Source organism: Mesorhizobium sp. B2-3-5, from assembly GCF_006442395.1.
Classification (GTDB): domain Bacteria; phylum Pseudomonadota; class Alphaproteobacteria; order Rhizobiales; family Rhizobiaceae; genus Mesorhizobium.
Genome location: NZ_VFVX01000021.1, coordinates 58,976 through 77,711 on the forward strand (window position 1 = coordinate 58,976; position 18,736 = coordinate 77,711).

Genomic DNA, 18,736 nt, shown 5'->3' on the forward strand with positions numbered 1-18,736 from the left:
CTGTTGTGACTGACTATTGGCCAGCGAAGACGTTGCCTTGGTAATCCAGCGCTACGGATGTGCTTTTGCCGTCCTTCTTCGCCTGGCCGCGCCAGATGCCCTGGTCATCCTTGGCAAGCGAGGAAACGTCGGTATACCCGGCATCGGCGATGCGGCTCTTGGCTTGGCCTTCTGTGAAGCTGTTGGCGCCAGGCACCGGAGCCGTGGGCTTTGGCGTCGAAGCCGTTTTGACGGCCGGGGTCCCGGTGTCGGTCGTGGTGTTCTGGCTAGCGTTCGACGAAGCGAGTTTGTCGACCATCTGCTGGTGCATTTTGAGCGTCGGCAACGTTTCGGTGGCGAAGGCTTTCAGGCTCGCATTATCGCCGTCCTTGGCATAGGATTGAAAGAGGTTCACCGCATCGGCATGCGCGCTACGCTGCATCTGGACATAAGGCGCGTCGAAGCCGTCGCTCGTGTTGCGCAGCTTGTCGAGGTCGCTCTTGTGCGCGGCGTCGAGATCGCTCGGCACCGTCAGTTTCTGCTCGCCCGCGATCGATTGGAGCTTGGCATTGGCCGCGCCATGATCGGTGATCATCTTCTGGGCGAAGTCCTTGACTTTCTGGTCTTTCGCCTTGTCGACGGCGAGCTTGCTGGACTCCACTTCGAACATTCCGCCGACGGCAGCCTTGTCGACAAAGTTCTGCGCGTTTTCAGCGGCTATGGCGGGGAAGGTGAATAGCACCACGGTCGCGATGCCAAACGGGGCTAGAAAAGTCCGCATGGTGTTCATGATCCCAAGCTCCTTTGGTCGATGGGCCAACCAGAACAACGACACGGCGGCTTTGTTCCAGCGCGAAACCACGCGCGCTGGCACTTAATTCGGAGCCTGAACCGTTGCGCGCGACTTGCCGGATGTGCTGCAAAACGCACAGGGGCGCAAAGCGGCGCGGGTGAGGGTATCTTCTTGTAAAAGAACGTAATCGGATCGCTTGCATAGTGCAGATTGACGACCCGGAGAGAACGGCCGCGCCCACGTAGGGCCATTGAAGATCATAGGTCATGTCAACATCTTTGCCGGTTGTCGGGCGCTCCCAAGGCCGAGGGCTGGAAATGGGCCGATGTCCACATCGACTATCCGCATGCGCACGGCCTGCGCCGTAGCTACCCGCAGCCGGTCGATCTGTCGCAAGAAGACGAAGCCGCGTATCAGGCGGCACTCGGGACGTTCAACCAACTTACGGAAGACTGGAAGACTGCCGAGTAACTGCCTGACGATGTCGACAAGCGTTTCGGCGCGCTTGAAGCCGAGATCGCATCGACGCCATGCGTCATGCCTACGATCCGGATATCATCGCGCGCTCGGGCGTGTTCGTCATGCTTTCCCATGACGGGACGGCGCGCATCGAGCGTGGTTTCATCCGCGCCGAACACGAAGTACCGGAGGCGCAAGCCGAAAGTGACGGCCATACCATCATTGACGGTGACGGTATAATCATCGAGGCGGAAGTCGGTTCGGACCCCGATGGCGGCAGCGACGCCGAAGCCGAGGAAGACGGCAAGTCTCTTTCGGACCTTCTCATCCGCGATCTGAGCGCCCACCGCACGCTCGCTCTTCGCCTTGCGCTCGGCGAGCAGCCGGATGTTGCCCTTATCGCTGTCACGCATACGCTCGTCGCGCAGGCCTTCTATCAGGGCATGGAAGCCCATTGCCTGGAAATCCGCCCGACCAGCACCTTTCTCGGTGGTCATGCCGATGGCGTCGAGGACACGGCAGCGGCCAAGGCGCTGGCTGATCGTCACGCTGGATGGGCGGCGGACATGCCGCGCGACGTGGACGACCTGTGGGACTTCATCGCCGCGCTCGACCCTGCCAGGATCATGGCGCTGTTTGCCCATTGCGCCTCGCTCACTGTCAATGCCGTGAAGCAGCCTCGGGAACGCAAGCCGCGCGCCCACGAAACGGCGGACAGGCTGGCGGTGGCGCTTGGCCTCGACATGACGGCACACTGGACGCCCACCGTGCGCAGCTAGTCTATCTCGGGCGGATCACCAAGGCGAACATCCTCGATGCGGTGCGCGAGGCTGTCGGCGGCGAGGCGGCGGAACGGCTCGCAGCGTTGAAGAAGCAGCCGATGGCCGAAGCCGCCGAGCAGTTGCTGGCCGGGACCGGATGGTTGCCCGCGCTGTTGCGGAGCGGGTAGCCCGAAACGGCTATCGACCCGGTTCATGTTACAGATGGGGACGCCACGGCGGGGCGAGTCTCCAGCGGCAGAGCATGTGCCCTTGGCCAGCACCAGCGATGCAGACGAGTCATCTTCCTACAGCGCCGATGAGAGCAATGCAGGCGAGGGCGTCGGCGTCGCCGCCGAGTGAAGGACAAAGCCCGGAGCCGCCTTGGCGGCTCCGGGCCGCTCAGAAAATTTCCGGCCGCACTGTTCAGCGCGGCCGGGGACCTCGACCGCACGACATGGGGAAGCACGGCAAGTGGGGGCGGCTCTTCTCTTGCGAGGCCTCGTCCACCGCAAGCCTCTCTGCAGGTCAGATCGAATGCACCGGCAAGCCATCGGTTCGGATCGGGGCGCATCCGCCCTGCTGCGACTTCGACCGTGCTCGAATGGCCTGGCTATGGGCAGAACCTTGGACCGTCGGCAGGTTGGAAGTGTGAGAATCTGGCCCCAAGATATCGTGCCTGATATCCATGCCGCGCCTGACGCAGGCACTGGCCAACGAGAGCGGGTCGCGCTTGTTTTCGGTCGTTTCCGAGGCACAGAAATCACCGCTTTGTCGGCAGGTGCTAGGCTGCTTCATTCCGGCTCCTGCACCCTTGCGATCGGAGGGCGAAGCGTAACCACGCAGCAGCCATCGCCGCGTTCCTCCTTGTCTTTTGGCCGGCCACGCCCACCGCGTCCTCGAGTGGATTGGGTCTGACCGAAGACCGGCTTCGCCTCGATCGTCTTCCTGCAACGTCCAGCCCTGGCTTTTTTCCGCCGCCGGCCAAACGGCCGGCTTTGCATCGCGAAACAAAAAAGCCAGGGCTGGCCGCCTTCCACTGCGTTCCAGCCCGAAGAACCACCCCATTGCGAAGGCGCAATGGGGACCCCGGTGGGTGCAGGCCGATCGTCTCCGGTCTCACCACCGCCATCGAGGTCGCGATGGGCGCGGCCCGATCAAACGGAAGGAACCACCACAATGGCCACCATCGGCGTGTTCACCAGCACCGCAAAAGGCTTCAAGGGCTCGGTCAAGACCCTCAACCTCAACGTCAAGGCGGTCGATTTCGTCCCCGCCGAAGGCGACAACGAAAAGGGTCCGGACTACCGCATCTTCGCCGGCGCCACCGAGTTCGGCGCGGCCTGGAAGAAGGCCTCGCGCGAGGGCCGCGACTACCACTCCGTCAAGCTCGACGATCCGAGCTTCCCCGCTCCGATCTATGCGAGCCTGGTCGAGACCGAAACGCAGGGCGAGTTCTCCCTCATCTGGTCCCGCCGCACCGCGGAGTGAAATCCGCTTGAGACAGAAAGAAGCCCCGTCCGCCGGACGGGGCTCCGCCATGTTCAGATCCGCCAACCTCCCGAAAGATAGCCGGTTCGATGGAGCAGGCTAGGCCTTGGCGGAACTTTTGCGCGGTTTCTTGAGCGGCGACTTCACGGCAACAGGCGCGGTCGCCGCAGTCGCGGCGCGAGCAGCCCGTTCCGGCTTGGGTGTGACCGCCGCTGTGGGCTCTGCCGCCTTGCGCCCGAGCCCGGATGCCTTCGCCAGCGCCGAGCGGGCGGCCGCGTAGTTCGGCGCCACCATCGGATAGTCGGCAGGCAGGCTCCACTTCGCTCGGTATTCCTCGGGGCTCAGATTGTAGTGTGTGCTGAGATGTCGCTTTAGCGATTTGAATTTTTTCCCGTCTTCCAGGCAGATGATATAGTCCGGTGTTACCGACTTCCGGATCGATACCGCTGGCTCCCGTTTTACCGCGGGCTCGGCCACAGGCGTGCCAATCCCCTGCAAGGCGGCATGAATGTCGCCGATCAGCTTCGGCAGCTCCACCATCGGCACGGGGTTGTTCGACACATAAGCGGCTACGATTTCGGCAGCGATGGACATGACATCAGCTTTGTCGTGCTGTTCACCGGATACGGTCATGGAATTTTCCTCTCTCGGAAATACAAGGTGGCGCACAATCGTCTATTTCGCCAATACGTAGACAAGTCGTTGCTCTAACAATCCCTATTCGTTGTGGATTTCAAGCCAGAAAACCTCGCTTCGTTGAGGCCGACCGCTGACAAATCTGTGACTGCTTCAGGGAAGCGAGAGGACTTTCCCCTCGCTTCCCCGCCATTGCCGGCTGTGCAAAGCAGGGCCGCCGGCTCGCAAAGCGGCTGACAAACCAGCAACCGTTGACACCAGATTCATGTCCGCTTCGCTCGACCGCGCAGCCCGGCTCCGCGCGCCGGCATTGGCCCCCATCACTCCCGCGCGCTCACGCGCCCCCGGAAGGCATGCCGGGGACATGCCTTCGGCTTTGACGAAAAAGGAGTGAGAGCAATGAAAATGATCACGGATGCCAATGGCACCGACAACGGCCAGCAGCAGACTGCTTCCAGCGGCTTTCGCGTGGACATCTCGCGCGGCGAGCGCGTCGGGCGGGTTTCGTCGGAGTGGTTTTCCCGCCCCGACGATGAGCGCTATCTATCGCTGACGGAGCTTTACGACGCCGTGCGCGCCCGGGCTGACCGCGCCACCGCACGGACCGTGGAAAGCCGGGCCGTGAAGGTTGAGGCAAGCGGCGATAATGCGGAAAGGCTTTCGCTGATCGTTCCCGGACAGGACCAGCCGGTGGCGCCCACACATTGGAGTTTTGGCCAGTTGTGCAGCCTCGTCGGCGCACCTGCAACCTACATGCGCCAGCTTCCCGCGCCACTGGCTGGCATCAACCTGCAGCACGGCCTGCTGTCCCACCGTGCCGAGCTTGTGAAAACCCTTGAAGCGGAAGACGGACGCATCGAGCTTCGCGCCGTCACTGGCCCCGACTATGGCCGCATCTGGGACCACGAGCTTGTGGCAGCCGTCATGAGGATCGCTGGCAACGGCACCGGCGACACCATGTGGAAGGTGCCGGGCGTGCTGGATTGGACGACCATGAGGCATAACCCCTTCGTGGACATCACCAAGGAGACCACGACGCTCTGAACTGCTTGAGCTTGCAAAAGAAGCGCTCGATGCGGTTGCGCTCCTTGTAGAGATCGATGTCGTAGGGTCGCTGGACCTTGCGGTTGCGCTTGGGCGGGATGACGACCTGTGCGCCCTGTTCAATGATCCTGTCAGCGAGGTGGTCGGCGTCGTATCCCTTATCGGCGATGGCGGCATCGGCGTCGATACCGTCGATCAGGTCGTGGGCCAAGGCGATGTCGTTGCGCTGGCCGGGGGTGCCGATCAGGCGGATGGGAAGGCCGAGCGCCTCGGTGGCGGTGTGGAGCTTGGTGCTCAGGCCGCCGCGAGACCGGCCCAGGCCCTGGGCATCCGCCCCCTTTGACCTTGCGTGCCCCGGCGGCATGCTGGTGCGCTCGCACGATCGTGCTGTCGATCATCAGCCATTCGAGATCGGCTTCGCGGGCGAGCATTTTCAGCATATCGTCCAGCACGCCCATCCCGATCCAACGATAATAGCGTCGCTTCACTGAGCGGTAGTCGCCTAGTCGCTCCGGCAGGTCGCGCCAACGGCCACCCGAACGTGCCATCCCCAACAGCGCGTCGAGGAACTTCCGATTATCTGTGCGCGGGCCGCGCTTGCCTTTGGTGCCGCCCCACAAAACACTTGATCCCGTCCCACTGGTCGTCCCGAAGCGCGCCGCAATCCATCGCTGATCTCCAAAAATCAGCGTTGAACTGCTCCTTGGGAATCCCAAATCCTTAAATCGTCACCACGCCCTAGGTCGGCTGAGAATTGGTCGGCTGAAGGCGGCGGGCCGGGCGCCATCAGCCTAAGCGAGCGAGGACTGAGGGCCTGATGAGACGCCGCTGGTCAGCTCTTCGCCACGACTCTGATCGATCCAGTGCGGCCAAGCACGTCCACGACCACCTGGGAGCCGGTACGACGGAGCGCCACGTCCACCGACGCGGCACCCAGAGAAAGCCGCCTCAAGACGATTTGGTCCAGGAATCTAGGCAAGACAGGGGCATCAAAAACGACAAACTGCGATTTCGGATCGAACTCGAGGCCGAGGCAAGCTTGGACGAAAAGCAAGGGCGCAGCGGCCGCCCACGCCTGGGGATTGCATGCGACCGGATAGAAGGTCGGTGCTTGGGCACTTTGGCGCGGGAAGCCGCAAAATAGTTCTGGCAGGCGGCGCAGATCGAGATATGTCGAGGCGGCGAACAGGCCTTCGAATATCTTGGCAGCTTCATGTCGGAAGCCATAGCGAGCGAAGCCGGCGGCGATCAGCGCGTTATCATGCGGCCAGACAGAGCCATTGTGATAGCTCATTGGGTTGTAGCGGGCCTCTGTTGCCGCGATCGTTCTGATACCCCAGCCCGTAAAGAAGGCGCGCTCCGTGAGACTCTGCACTACACGCTTTGCTCGCTCGGCACGCGCGAGACCGGTGAAAAGTGTATGACCGGCATTCGACGAACGCACCCTGCAGGGGCGCTTGTCTCCGTCGAGCGCAAGCACATACGTGCCGAGTTGCTCGTCGAAAAAGCAGACGTCGAAACGGTCGCGGAGGTCTGATGCCCTGGCTTCGAGCTTGTTGGCTCGGGCCGAATTGCCGAGCCGACGAGAGATCGCAGCGGCCGCGCACCACGCTCCGTAAACGTACGCCTGCACCTCGGCGAGTGCGATCGGTCCCTTCGCAAGCGTTCCATCCGCGTGAAAAACAGAATCGCTGCTGTCCTTCCAACCCTGGTTTGCCAAACCATCGGGCGTCAATCGCTGGTACTCGACGAAGCCGTCTTTGTCGCGGTCACCGTAATCGTCAATCCACGCCAGAGCAGCTTCGATGTTGGGCATCAGACGCCGCAATGTGTCCAGATCGCTTGTCCTCTCTAGATAGGCACCTGCCAACATGATGAAGAGGGGCGTCGAGTCGACACTGCCATAATATCGGCGGAAAGGTACCTCCCGAAGCACCGCCATTTCACCATGCCGCACTTCATGAAGGATTTTGCCAGGTTCCGCGTCCGACACATGATCCACCGCGGTTGCCTGATTGGCTGCGAGATAAAGGAGCACGCCGCGTGCTATCGATGGGTCGAGCCAAAGCATCTCCATGGCAGTGATGAGAGCGTCGCGCCCGAACACGGTGCTGAACCATGGAATGCCAGCAAACGGATAGGGTCCCTCAGGCGTTTGTGTGATCAGCATGTAGAGGTCCGCCACACTTCGGTGCATCGCCTCATCAAAGAGTTCGTTGGAGGTCGTTATGGCGGCGGCCTTTGATGTGGAATAGCGCAGCGCCCGCCGCGCATCGCGAAGTGCAATGAAAAAAGTGCGGCGAGGCGACGGGTCGCCGATTTCCTCGTTGTCACAGCCGACATCGACGAAAAGCGAATGTGTCTCGTGAGGTGCGAGTTCGATCACGAAGGTCGCCTGTTCACCGGTGAGCGTCGCCGGCACGGGATCGAAGGACAAAATGGTAGTGCGTCGCACGCCATCCAAGCCCACGTAAGCAAGCGAGACCCGCTCACCGGTCACGTCCGGTTGACAATCCTGTCCGCGCTGGGGGCGCGGCGTGCCCCGGACTTCGAACAGATCCGCAAAGTCGGATGCGAAAACCAGTTCAAGCTGGAGACGATGCGGAACTTCATCGAAATTTCGCACAGCCAGCCGCTCGAAACATCGGGCGTCCCACAGCAACCGCGTCCGCCGGAGATGAATTAAGTCGTGCTTCAGCACACGAACGCCTTCGGCATCGAAAATGTCTGGATTGGTTAAATCGCAGGTCAAGGTCGCATTGTCGTCGCGCAATGTCGAACTGAGCAGCATAGGCCTGGCGCCATTGATCGTCAGACCAAGATGCGAAAGATAGCGTGTGTCGCGATAGTAAATCCCGTCTGGGCTACCAGGTCCGGAGAGGACGTCGCCGTTACGGTCGAAGACGCCGAAAATATCGTCATGCTTTAATGTTCGGGGCCGGCGCTCCTGCAGGGAGGGGACGAAAAGCTGGGCAAGATGCGTAACGCCAGATCCCCCGGGAAAAGGTGCATGGGAGATCGCTTCAGCACTCACGGATTGCATCGCTGAGACCTCTAGCTTCAAGCTGACAGTTGAGCGCCCCTGGCGCGAGCCGTCACAGCGCCTGACGATAGCGCGACAAGGCGATCATAAATCGACACATAGTCGGACACCATACGGTCGGCCGAGAACCGTTCTTCGAAAATAGCCCGGATCCGTCGCCGATCCAAATTGCCGACTGATCTTATCGCCTCAATTCCCTCGTCGACAGTTTTTACGACAAAACCCGAGACGCCATGGTCAATCACCTCGGGCACCGCGCCTCGATCAAACGCGATTACGGGGGTACCGCATGCCATGGCTTCGATCATCACCAACCCAAAGGGCTCGGGCCAGTTTATAGGGAAAAGCAGTGCCCGAGCGTTGCCGAGGAAATCGGCCTTGTGATGTTCATCTATTTCGCCGAGGAATTCCACGTTGGGATGCGTGGCGATCATGGGTGAGATTACGTTCTCCCAAAATAGCCTGTCCTGCTTGTCGATTTTGGCCGCGATCTTCAATGCCATGCCAGCGCGCGTGGCGATCTCGATCGCTGTCTCTGGACCTTTTTCCGGAGAAATACGGCCGAGAAATGCCAGATAATCACCCGAGGGATGCATCGTCATCGGCAGTAGATCGCGCGGCAGCCCGTTATAGACTGTTCCGACCCAATTGACGGGCGGCATCGGGCGACGTTGTTCATCCGAGATCGATACCAGCGGCACGTCGGAAAAGCTTTGATAGAACGGATGCAGGTCAGGAAGATCAAGCCGTCCATGAAGGGTCGTGAGCGCAGGAGTTTGGAGGGTGTTGAGCAGTGGGAACTGCAGCAGATCAGTGTGAAAATGAATAACGTCAAACTCGTCGGCAACCCGCCGAACGCGATCGAGCATTACAATGTGATGAGGAATGGGATCCAGAACGGTCGGATCAAGCCTCAAGGCCCGGTCGCAGCACTTTATGAGCTCCGCTGAGGTGTGCGAATCTCCACTTGCGAAAAGCGTGACCTCATGACCACGACGGACAAGCTCCTCGGCAAGGTACGACACGATCCGCTCGGTACCACCATAGAGTTTTGGGGGAACGCTTTCTGTTAACGGTGCGACTTGGGCAACCCTCATCGATCCAGTCCACTTGTATCGTTCACCCAATTCGCTGCACCCGCTTCCGACTTTCCGGGAACCAAACACCGCAGAATCCAGATTGTTCCGCCGCTAAGCGCGCCTGGGTTGTGTGCGTCAAGTTCTGCAAAAAGGGGGCGGCCATGAGGCTGGTCATGCGGCTTGGCGCAGAGCGAGCTTCTTGTGCTCGCGCAGGTCGTCCATGTTGATGTAGCGGTTGGCCTCCATCCAGTTTTCGTTGGTCTCGACGGCCAGCGCCCTGACCAGGCGCAGGCAGCTTTCGGTGTTCGGGAAGATGCGCACGACATAGGTGCGGCGCCTGATCTCTTCGTTGAGGCGTTCGAGCATGTTGGTCGACTTCAGGTGCTGCTGGCGAGCCGCAATAGCCGCTGTCCTGCTGCTTTTTGCCGGCGGTTCAGGAGGCTGGTATATGCGAGACTTTCTTGCTTCGCCGAGCGAAGGCGTTGCTGCCCTTGCCCAGGAAGCATCGGACAGTTTCACCACCTATCCGCGTCGATCTTGCCGCAATATTTGTCTCGTTAGAACTGTCTCGTTCAAAATGGCTCGTGACCTCGCTTTCGCCAGGTGCGGGCGAGAGAATGTCGAGACACATCGTGTCGGGGAGCGACATTCCGGGTTTGCTCGATCACTTCGCAGAGCTGCGACGAAGGCGCGCCGAAAAGGGGTAGATTGTCTCTCGGGGAACGACCAGCGAACGCCTATTTTCGATTTCGAAACCAGTACCTGACGAGGAGATGACCACTTTGAATGGCGACTTCTTGACAAAGGTGTTCGAGGGGCCGTTCAGTCAGGCGAGGGAGTGGCACCAGGCAATGCAGCAGATGGTGCTCACCCGAAAAGCTAAGCCGGGCGAGGTGTATTTCTTCTACACAACGTGCCCGAAATGCGCCAAGGCCTATGGAAAGAACTATGTTGTCGGTGTCGCAGCTGCTAAAGCCTCCGAGGCTCGACAAGTGAAGGCGGAGCGCCGGCTTCGAACCACGTGCCGCGTTCACCCCTGACGACTTCGATGGCATCGTCGAGTTTGCCAATGGCAGAAGGCTTGCCTGTCGCTTCCGCAAACTCGATTGCGGCGCCGACCTTTGGCCCCATGGATCCGGCGGGAAAATATCGAGCGGAAATTTCTCCAGGAGCAACCCGCCTGAGTGCGCGGGCGGCAGGAGTGCCATAGTCGGCATAGACCGCTTCGACATCGGTCAGCATCAACAGCATATCTGCCTGCAACTGACGGGCGAGAAGCGAACTCGCCAGATCCTTATCGATGACGGCTTCGACGCCGCAAAGACTGCCGGCGTCCCGCGCCATGACAGGAACACCGCCCCCGCCGGTGCAAATGACGATGACGCCGCGTTCGACAAGGAACGAAATGACGGATGCCTCCAGGATTTCCAAGGGCCTGGGTGAGGGCACCACACGGCGCCACTTGTCGCCGTCGGGCGCGCGATTTGCCAGCTGCGTTCCGTTGCATGCCGCAGCGCGGATGCCTCTTCGTAGACTGGGCCATTTCGAAGAGCCAGGTCGGCCGCCTCTGGAGGAGATCGATGGCAAGGTGAAAGCCTTCCTCGATCGCCCGATCGAGGGTGATTGGCCCTATCTGTGGATCGACGCCACCTGTCTGAAGGTGCGCCGCGGCGGACGCATCGTCTCGGTCGCCGTCATCATTGCGGTGGGCGTCAACGCGGACGGCCGGCGCGAGGTGCTGGGCATGGAGATCGGAGCCTCGGAGGCCGAGGCGATCTGGACCGAGCTCCTGCGTAAGCTGACACGCCGCGGCCTCCGCGGCGTCAGGCTGGTCGTCTCCGACGCGCACGAAGGCCTCAAGGCGGCCGTCACCAAAGTTCCGTGCGCGACGTGGCAGAGGTGCCGCGTCCACTTGATGCGCAACGTCTTGGCCCATGCCGGCAAGAGCGGCCGCCGTGTCGTCTCGGCCTTCATCGCACCGCCTTCGCCCAGGAAACGCCGGAAGCCGCGAGCACCCAGTGGCGCGCCGTGGCTGATCAGGTCCGGCCCAAGGTCTCGAAGCTGGCGACAATCATGGATGACGCCGAGCCCGACGTGCTCGCCTACATGACCCTCCCCAAGGAGCATCGCGCCAAGCTGCACTCGACGAATCCGATCGAGCGGCTCAACGGCGAGACCAAGCGCCGAACCGAGGTCGTCGGCATTTTTCCCCAACGACGATGCCATCGTGCGCCTTGTCGGCGCACTCCTGCTCGAACAGAACGGCGAATGAGCAGTGCAGCGCGCCCGCTACATGACTCTGGAAAGCGTCGGCCAACTGAGCGATGATCCCCTCATCAGCCTGCCCGCCGTGGCGCGCTGATCAGCCCGGCCCATACCGGAGAGCGCGGCGACCAATGCCGCCAGTTACACCACTCTGTGGACACGATCCCCAACTGCGGACATCGCTGCTTAGCGCCGCACCTCAGTCGAAGTGATCATCGTCTGTGAATCCTGAAAGCAGCCGCTGTTCGCGACACCAGGAGGGCCGCCAATTTGCCGTTTCACATTGGCGGACATGCGGACCGGCGACCGTTCCGGCGCCGCCGACGGACCAAGTGCCAAGCGCGCTTTTCACGCAGTGGATTCGGCGTTCTGGCGCTGAGGGTTGATTGAATGACGCCGATGCGGGCGACAGCCGACGCCGTATTTCTACATCCTATCCATGATAATGTTTCCTGAACACCCGCTGCCAGCTCCGGTCCCTTTGAATTTGCCCGTTCCATTGTCACCCCTTATGACGCCAGTCAGGGTGTTGCCGCCTGTTCTTCCTTTATAGACAAAGGCCTGCTTCATATTGATGGCGCCACTGCCCGAAATACTTCCCGTAAATCCGGAGCTGGACGATACTTTGCCGTCACTTATCATGACGGTTGTTGAGAGTTCTCGCCAATCGCCGCAGTCCGTTGTTGCTCGTCTGACTAATTTCCATGTGCCATTAAACGCGCTTAGACCACTCGCCTGAGGCACACAACGATCGCCCTGCACCCTCATTCCGTTGTCACAAGTAAGCGGGCAGACACGTGCTCCGACTGCCCTTAGTCTTTCCAGAAGTCCCGCTGTCGGTTCCAACGATGCAAGCCCGACACCTTGTCGATCAGCATAGTCCTGAAGCGCTTCGCGGCTGCCGGCCCCCCATTCTCCGTCAGCCTGGCCTTTAAGGCATCCTATGCGGGAGAGTTCCCTTTGAGTGGCGCGCACAAGTTCGCTGGGGTCTGTGGTAGGTGCCGATGACTGCACGAGCGGGTCGCGATGTTCAAGGCTTGCGACTTCCGTCCCCTTGGCATCGTCGGTCGCGTTGGTGGCGCGCCCCACCTCCGGCAGGTGCGCCGCCTGCCGTTCCGTTTCCATGCGTTTGTCGATCGCGTCGATCTTCAACCTCGCAAGGGGGGCAAAAACGCCGCCCGGAAATTGCTGCAAATACGCCTCGAAGAAGCTCTTGTCGGTCGAGTCCTTGATCGTTGCCCAATAAGCAAGCTCGACAGCATTCTCCGGCGGCGCAGACTGTGAAGTGGGGGCAGATGCCGCTTTCGGTTCCTCGGGGAAAGGCTTCAACACGACCTCGCCAGTCAGCGAAGAGTTCTCCCACGGCACTTGCTTGCCATCCGTCGCCGCCAGCACGTCGCGGCGCACATCGATGAGTTCGCGCATGATGTCCTGCCCCGGTGTGCCGAGGTGAGCGACCAGCGCGCTCGTGAATGGAGAATTCCGCCCCGCTCCGTCCATGGCGACATTGCCCGGTTGCGTCGCGAAAGCTATGAGCGAGCCGACTCCGCTGCCAAGCCTGGCCAGACCCCGGCTCACGGAGCCTGAGCGCGTCCCCATCGAGCGGGACAGCTTCTCGGCGAACGGATTGTCCCGGCAGGCATCCAGGAAGATGAGGTTGACCTTGGTGCTGCGCTCCATCGCTGAAAGGACGAGGTCCATCGGAAGGGCCTCGAAGTCGAGGTCATTGTAGCTGGACAGTTGGGCATCAACCGGCACCATGTAGTTGTTGCCGTTCACCTGCAGTCCATGCCCGGCATAGAAGAACAGCGCCATGTCGGCACCGTCGAGCTTGTCCAGGAACTGGCGCACCGTACGACGCATTCCCGCGAGGTCGAGGTCCTGGCCGCTGACAACCTCGAAGCCAAGGCTTTGAAGCTTGGCATTCATGTCGGACGAATCGTTCTTCGGATTGGCTAGCTGTGCGGCGTGTTGGTAGGCCGAGTTGCCAATTACCAGCGCAACCCGTTTCTCGGCGGCTGCCTGTCCCGCAACAGCAACAAACAATAAAACCAACAGGATGAAAGCGCTGCGCATGGCAGAGACGGCTCCCCCAGGGAAATGTAGCAGAGGCTAATGCAACCGAAAAGAGCTTTGCCCCCGGGCTGCGGACGAATGGCCGGCGCAGGGAGGTGGCTTTCGGCGGACACCGTTTTGGCGCCAGCCCCTGCATTCCCAGGCAAAACGGGTGTCAATTTGCCTGACAGGGCCGAACGGGTATGCTGGCGGGAAGTAGCGCTTCCACTGTCTTAGGGGCTATTTCGGAGTGCGAATACCTAGAGGGATCGTCAGCCTCCGGCGAGGTGGCATCGCCGCTTCGCTCGCCTATCTGGTTCTGCTGTGCATCTCGACTGCTCTCGTTTCACCGCCCTTGGAGAATGTTCTGCGCGATGTGATGATGGTCTCGATCTCGCCGTTCACTCGCGCTCCACCCAACATCGTTGTGGTCGCAATAACAGAACAAACCCTGGCGAAATTTCCATACCGCTCACCACTGGACCGCGGGTTCCTGGCCGACATCGTGGCCCGGATCGAGTCGGCTCACCCGCTTGTCATCGGTATCGACCTGCTGTTCGACCAGCCAACAGAGCCGCAAAAGGATGCCCGGCTGGAGACGGTTATCGAAACCGCCATCGTGCCCGTCGTGATCGCCTCGGCGTCGCGCATTGACGGCCTCACCCCGAGGCAGTTTGACTATCTCAACGCGTTCGCCCCGTCGGCAAAGCGGGGCCTTGCCGCGTTGTCGCACGACAATCTCGACGGCGTGGTCCGTGGGGCTTTTCCCGGTCGAGTATCGAAAGGAGGCTGGACGCCAAGCTTTGCTGCTGCGATTGCAGCATCGACAGGCATTGGCCGCGACCGCGGGCCGAAGGAAATGGCCTACTACCGCACGGCAAACAGCTTGCCCTTCAACTTTCCAACCTATCCGGCACAGGCCGTTCCGCTGGCACCGCTGAATTGGTTCGAGGGAAAATATGTTCTTATCGGCCTGAACCTGCAGCAAATAGACCATCATCCAACACCGTTCGCCTTGTTGAGCGGCGCGGAAACCGGTGTTCTCCCTGGCGTCGCCATCCATGCCCACGCGTTGGCCGGGCTCTTGTCCGGGGACAGAGTAACGATCCCTTGGCTTGCGGTGGGATACGCGCCAATGTTTCTTGCTGGGCTGTTCTGCCTGTGGATCGTTTCGCGGCCGATCCCGGTGGTCATCAAACCTGTTGCGGTCGCCGGTGCGCTGCTGCTGGTGTGGATTGGTGAGGCGTGGGCCTTCGCGAGGTTCGCGATCATCTTTCCGATGGTCGCCCCGGCATTGCTTGTGCTCGGTCTGTCGGCCTTCACCGGCTTCCTGGCTTGGAGACGCGACGAGAACGCTCGCCGCTTCATTCAGAGCGCGTTCTCGAAATATGTCAGTCCGGCCGTCGTTGCAGCGATCGTCAAGGAGCCCGACGCTCTCCATCTTGGTGGCGAGAGGCGTGAGATCACCTGCGTATTCACGGATGTCGAGGGATTTACGGCACTCAGCGAGAAGTTGGCGCCAGAGGTGCTGGCAGACATATTGAACGAATATCTGGACGGGCTCTGCGAGTTGTTCATCGGGCATGGTGCGACGATCGACAAGGTCATCGGCGATGCGGTGGTCGGCTTCTTCGGAGCTCCGGCAGCGCAAGATGACCAGGCGGAGCGGGCGGTGTCCCTGGCACTGGCTGTGCAGGATCAGGCCCAGCGGCTGAGAGAAAGAGGACGAGGCCATTCATTCGGCGCCACCCGCATAGGTATTCATGGCGGGCCGGCAATCGTCGGCAACTTCGGAGGAAATCGGTTCTTCAACTACACAGCTATTGGAGACACGGTAAACACTGCGGCCCGACTGGAGGGCGCAAACAAGTACATCGGCACGAAAAATTGCATAAGCTTGGAAGTCGCGAAGAAAGCAACGCGCTTCTTGCTGCGCCCTGCAGGAGTTCTGCACCTCAAGGGCAAGAGCCAAGGCATCGAGACTTTCGAGGCGATGAGCCGTACGTCAGAAAATACGATGCTTTGCGAGGAATATGGAAAGGCGTACGCCCTGCTCGCCGCCCGCGACAAGCTCGCGAGAGCGGCCTTTGAGCTGTTGGTCACAAACTATCCGCAAGACGCCCTGATCGCCTTTCACCATAGCCGTCTTGCAAGCGGACACTTCCGGGCAGACATTCATCTTCCCGACAAATAGGGCATCATGAGCCTCATGCATCCGATCTCGTGCATCGCCGCCCTGACCCTTGCCGCAGCCGTTGTTGTGACGGCGCAACGCGCGGCGGCCGGCAGCCAATACGTGGTCCTGTCGACCGAGCCGGTTGTGAATGAACTGCCACCGGGCAAGATCTTTGCGCCAAGCGACGTTATCAACGTGCCGGCCGGTACGGTCGTCACATTGCTCGGCGAGGACGGCAGCGTGAATCCCATTTCAGGGCCTGCAGCCTTCGTAGTCACCGAGGATGCCTTGACGTCCAACAATCCGCAGCGGGCCAGCGACGGGCAGGCTGGACCCTCAAATCTTGCGCTGATAGCGAGCCTATTGACGAACGAGCGCCAGAGAAACGAGTCCATCGGAAGCGCACGCACTACCGCCGATCAATCCAAACCAAGTGGACTTGACGATCCCTGGGCGATTTCCATCGAAGAATCCGCTCCCGGTTGTATCCGCAATGGCGAGGTGGTTCTTGCGCGCCGCGGGATCGGCGAGAGCGCAGTGTTCTCGGTTCGCTTCGGCGGCGGACTGTCGTTGACCGGCTTGGTCTGGAGCGCCGGCAAGCCCACTTACTCTCTTCCGGACCGTGTTCCTGCCCAGGTAAAATCTCTTATCGTCGAGACCAACAAGACATCAGCGTTGATCGAAATCAAGGTGTTTCCGGAGAACGCCGTTCTCGAAAATCCGCTGAACGTTCTCGGGTGGATGGTGAGTAGCGGATGCAAACGCCAAGCGCTGGCCTTTGTGCATCATCTTGCGACGAAACAGCAGTAGCTTGTCGGCAGGAGCCGCGCCGTGAATGACTTCTTGGCCGCCATCACCTCTTGGAAGGTACCCCCGAGTCCTAAACGGTCGGGTGAGACACGACCCACGTGTTTCCCGTAAAGTCAGGGCCTTCTGTCTGTCCAGCCTACCAGTTCGCCTCGTTGTACTGGCTGTCATGCACGGTCTCGACCAATATCAGGCCGACTGGCGTAACCAGTCATGCCAGGAGTCCGACAGCGACGGCTAGCGCTTGATTGCCTGGCCGGCACCTCGCTGATAGCCTCGCCTGTCAGATCTGGGGGAGGGGAGCATGAAACGGTGCATTCTCCTGTTTGTGATGTCGGTGGTGGCGCTGTTCGCAAGTTCCGCGCTGGCCGACAGGTTCCCTGCCGGCTTTAAGAACAATGGGCTGAACGGGCCGTTGAAACCGGTGACGAAGGGCGGCGTCACGACTTTTCAGATATTCGATCGAAAATGCAGCAGCGTGGACTACGGCGATGGCCGTGGCGAGAACGACTGCCACAACGGCAACGTACGCGCCACATTGATTGGGCCGGACGGCAAGATAGACGAGAGCATCGACTATCGCTTCGACCTGTGGGTCGATCCATCGTTCAACTACCCCGGCTTTTTCAACGGCCACGCGATGGGCTTTCTGCCGGGCGCATTGGACAGCCGCCTTCGCATCGCCAGTTGGGAGGGGCCGTTCATCCACAATTTTCTTTATATGCTGAAGGTGGACGCAACCAACGGTGTTACCTTCCTCGGCAACGAGTGCCAGTCGCCCGCGCGTTTCGGTTCCTGGGTGGCCTTTTCCATGAAGGTACGATGGGCGGCCGACAGGACGGGCTGGATCAGAGTCACCTGCGACGACAAGTTGATCTATTCTGCCGACAACGTTCCAACCAACCAGGCACCGCATTGCTACATCACCAATCAGTGCGAGCCGGGTGTCGCGAAGAATCCGAAGCGGTTTACCTTTTGTGTAGGTCCGGTGATGGCGGGCTTCGGGCCCGAATGGGCGAAGTACGGGCTCACGTCGCAGTTCACTGCGATCCAGCCAGAGGGTATCACCATCAAGATGCGCAACCTTTCGGCAAAGAAAGGGGGTCAAGCGGTAAATAGCGAACGCACAATTGGCACCGAATGCCCAATTTACCACAGGCATGTCGTCACGGTTACCCCACGAAAGGAGACAGTCAGCTTTCGTGAAGAGTTTCGGGCGCCGGCAGGCGTACGATAGTCCCCGAGGAAGGAACCCGCGGGCCACAGACGATGGCTATGGGGATTTCGGATTTCGGCAGATGTCGGCGATGGCGCGACCGCCGTCGGGGAGCTCTGGGGTGAGTGCGGACAGACCGCTTCGTTGCGCCTCCGTGCGGTGTTGCCGGAACGGTGGGCGGCTGGGCGCGGCTCTGTCGGAGTCGATCATTACCATAGACGTATGTCGATCCGTTTCCGGCGGCTGAGTGCCCGCAGCTGAAGGCTGAACCATTCCATGGCGGGTCATGGCGTGCTGCTCCCGGTCGACCGGGAACCGTGTGGCGGTCCGCGCGGCTGCCTCCATCGTTCGAACACCTCGATGACGATCATGCGGCCGCCACAGCAGGGGCATGGCGGGCGGAAGTTGTCCGGTTCGTCCGTGGTGTCATCGTCGGACGGTACGGCGACGTTCAGGAGTTCACGAGCAAGCGCGACGCTGGCCTTGCGAGCAGAGCCGGCAAGCAGTCCGCAGTGCCGGATGCGGTGGAACCCCTTTGGCAACACGTGGAGCAGGAAGCGGCGGATGAACTCGTCGGTCGCGAGCGTCATGAGCTGCTGCCGGTCGGCGCCTTCGCGACGATAGTCCTCACATGAGGGTCATCACGTCAAGTCGGGCTTCATGGCGACATTATACGTTCCTAATTCGGAGGACGGCATCCACGGTCTGAGCCCGGTTGCATGACGCGGCCCGGTATCTGGGCCTGATCAACCTCACATCCGGTCGCCGCCCGTATCCGCGCCACATACTTCCGAATGCTAAGGAGCCCGAGCCACGCAAGTCGGCGGTGTAGGAAGATGCGCTTCCTTTTCCCGCACAGCCACGCGTTTCCCAATGGCCGGGTTACGGTTGAGCAGGACGGAGCCGTCGGATCGGAAGGCTTTGTCGAGTTCGGC

11 protein-coding genes and 7 pseudogenes are annotated in these 18,736 nt (G+C 60.8%); 9 read left to right on the forward strand and 9 right to left on the reverse strand.

Annotation, left to right across the window (positions count from 1 at the left end):
- Positions 1–13: 13 nt before the first annotated feature.
- Positions 14–760: a DUF4142 domain-containing protein gene (locus FJ958_RS21765; RefSeq protein ID WP_246677074.1), complete on the reverse strand. Its 747-nt coding sequence runs from the start codon at positions 758–760 to the stop codon at positions 14–16.
- Positions 761–1,072: 312 nt separating this feature from the next.
- Between FJ958_RS21765 and FJ958_RS21770 the strand changes: the two are divergent.
- Positions 1,073–2,174, forward strand: a pseudogene (locus FJ958_RS21770) (chromosome partitioning protein ParB); the annotation flags it as partial.
- Positions 2,175–3,168: 994 nt separating this feature from the next.
- Positions 3,169–3,480: a DUF736 domain-containing protein gene (locus FJ958_RS21775; protein ID WP_140745339.1), complete on the forward strand. Its 312-nt coding sequence runs from the start codon at positions 3,169–3,171 to the stop codon at positions 3,478–3,480.
- 99 nt (positions 3,481–3,579) lie between these two features.
- On the opposite strand, the gene FJ958_RS21780 is transcribed toward FJ958_RS21775, so the two are convergent.
- Positions 3,580–4,113, reverse strand: coding sequence for a MucR family transcriptional regulator (locus FJ958_RS21780; RefSeq protein WP_140745340.1), 534 nt, complete (start codon positions 4,111–4,113; stop codon positions 3,580–3,582).
- 402 nt (positions 4,114–4,515) lie between these two features.
- On the opposite strand from FJ958_RS21780, the pseudogene FJ958_RS21785 reads away from it, so the two are divergent.
- Positions 4,516–5,157, forward strand: a pseudogene (locus FJ958_RS21785) (DUF932 domain-containing protein); the annotation flags it as partial.
- On the opposite strand, the pseudogene FJ958_RS21790 reads toward FJ958_RS21785, so the two are convergent.
- From FJ958_RS21790 to FJ958_RS21805, 4 genes and pseudogenes are all read right to left on the reverse strand, one after another.
- A pseudogene (locus FJ958_RS21790) lies at positions 5,156–5,829 on the reverse strand (IS5 family transposase); the annotation flags it as partial. The pseudogenes FJ958_RS21785 and FJ958_RS21790 overlap by 2 nt on opposite strands.
- 163 nt (positions 5,830–5,992) lie before the next feature.
- Positions 5,993–8,203 (reverse strand): amylo-alpha-1,6-glucosidase, encoded by a 2,211-nt coding sequence (locus FJ958_RS21795; protein ID WP_140745342.1) that lies wholly within the window; start codon positions 8,201–8,203, stop codon positions 5,993–5,995.
- Between the two features lie 17 nt (positions 8,204–8,220).
- Positions 8,221–9,300 carry a glycosyltransferase family 4 protein gene (locus tag FJ958_RS21800; RefSeq protein ID WP_140745344.1) on the reverse strand — a complete coding sequence of 360 codons (1,080 nt, stop codon included), beginning with the start codon at positions 9,298–9,300 and terminating at the stop codon, positions 8,221–8,223.
- A 153-nt stretch (positions 9,301–9,453) separates the two neighbouring features.
- A pseudogene (locus tag FJ958_RS21805) lies at positions 9,454–9,675 on the reverse strand (transposase); the annotation flags it as partial.
- Positions 9,676–9,806: 131 nt separating this feature from the next.
- On the opposite strand from FJ958_RS21805, the pseudogene FJ958_RS21810 reads away from it, so the two are divergent.
- Positions 9,807–9,971: pseudogene (locus FJ958_RS21810) on the forward strand (IS110 family transposase); the annotation flags it as partial.
- Positions 9,972–9,989: 18 nt separating this feature from the next.
- Entirely contained in the window at positions 9,990–10,322 is a 333-nt protein-coding gene (locus FJ958_RS32555) for a hydrolase (protein ID WP_348642214.1), read from the forward strand.
- Here FJ958_RS32555 and FJ958_RS21820 read toward each other — a convergent pair.
- The gene (locus tag FJ958_RS21820; RefSeq protein ID WP_348642213.1) at positions 10,252–10,734 is read right to left on the reverse strand and encodes a hypothetical protein; all 483 of its coding nucleotides are present in this window, start codon (positions 10,732–10,734) and stop codon (positions 10,252–10,254) included. The two genes, FJ958_RS32555 and FJ958_RS21820, sit on opposite strands and share 71 nt — an antisense overlap.
- A gap of 89 nt (positions 10,735–10,823) precedes the next feature.
- Between FJ958_RS21820 and FJ958_RS21825 the strand changes: the two are divergent.
- Positions 10,824–11,644: pseudogene (locus FJ958_RS21825) on the forward strand (IS256 family transposase); the annotation flags it as partial.
- Between the two features lie 329 nt (positions 11,645–11,973).
- On the opposite strand, the gene FJ958_RS21830 reads toward FJ958_RS21825, so the two are convergent.
- Positions 11,974–13,623, reverse strand: a complete 1,650-nt coding sequence (locus FJ958_RS21830; RefSeq protein ID WP_140745348.1) for a caspase domain-containing protein — start codon at positions 13,621–13,623, stop codon at positions 11,974–11,976.
- A 229-nt stretch (positions 13,624–13,852) separates the two neighbouring features.
- On the opposite strand from FJ958_RS21830, the gene FJ958_RS21835 reads away from it, so the two are divergent.
- From FJ958_RS21835 to FJ958_RS21845, 3 genes are all read left to right on the forward strand, one after another.
- Positions 13,853–15,796, forward strand: a complete 1,944-nt coding sequence (locus FJ958_RS21835) for an adenylate/guanylate cyclase domain-containing protein (RefSeq protein WP_140745349.1) — start codon at positions 13,853–13,855, stop codon at positions 15,794–15,796.
- A 6-nt stretch (positions 15,797–15,802) separates the two neighbouring features.
- Complete coding sequence (locus FJ958_RS21840) at positions 15,803–16,588, forward strand: hypothetical protein (protein WP_140745351.1); 786 nt, start codon at positions 15,803–15,805, stop codon at positions 16,586–16,588.
- A gap of 301 nt (positions 16,589–16,889) precedes the next feature.
- Positions 16,890–17,822: a hypothetical protein gene (locus FJ958_RS21845; RefSeq protein WP_140745352.1), complete on the forward strand. Its 933-nt coding sequence runs from the start codon at positions 16,890–16,892 to the stop codon at positions 17,820–17,822.
- Between the two features lie 263 nt (positions 17,823–18,085).
- Here the strand turns inward: FJ958_RS21845 and FJ958_RS21855 are convergent.
- Positions 18,086–18,430, reverse strand: a pseudogene (locus FJ958_RS21855) (transposase); the annotation flags it as partial.
- Positions 18,431–18,736: the final 306 nt, after the last annotated feature.

Coding starts and splice junctions, on each gene's coding strand:
- FJ958_RS21840 (WP_140745351.1), top strand. CDS start 15,803: ATGAGCCTCATGCATCCGATCTCGTGCATCGCCGCCCTGACCCTTGCC.
- FJ958_RS21780 (WP_140745340.1), bottom strand. CDS start 4,113: ATGACCGTATCCGGTGAACAGCACGACAAAGCTGATGTCATGTCCATC.
- FJ958_RS21800 (WP_140745344.1), bottom strand. CDS start 9,300: ATGAGGGTTGCCCAAGTCGCACCGTTAACAGAAAGCGTTCCCCCAAAA.
- FJ958_RS21795 (WP_140745342.1), bottom strand. CDS start 8,203: ATGCAATCCGTGAGTGCTGAAGCGATCTCCCATGCACCTTTTCCCGGG.
- FJ958_RS21845 (WP_140745352.1), top strand. CDS start 16,890: ATGAAACGGTGCATTCTCCTGTTTGTGATGTCGGTGGTGGCGCTGTTC.
- FJ958_RS21775 (WP_140745339.1), top strand. CDS start 3,169: ATGGCCACCATCGGCGTGTTCACCAGCACCGCAAAAGGCTTCAAGGGC.
- FJ958_RS21765 (WP_246677074.1), bottom strand. CDS start 760: ATGCGGACTTTTCTAGCCCCGTTTGGCATCGCGACCGTGGTGCTATTC.
- FJ958_RS21830 (WP_140745348.1), bottom strand. CDS start 13,623: ATGCGCAGCGCTTTCATCCTGTTGGTTTTATTGTTTGTTGCTGTTGCG.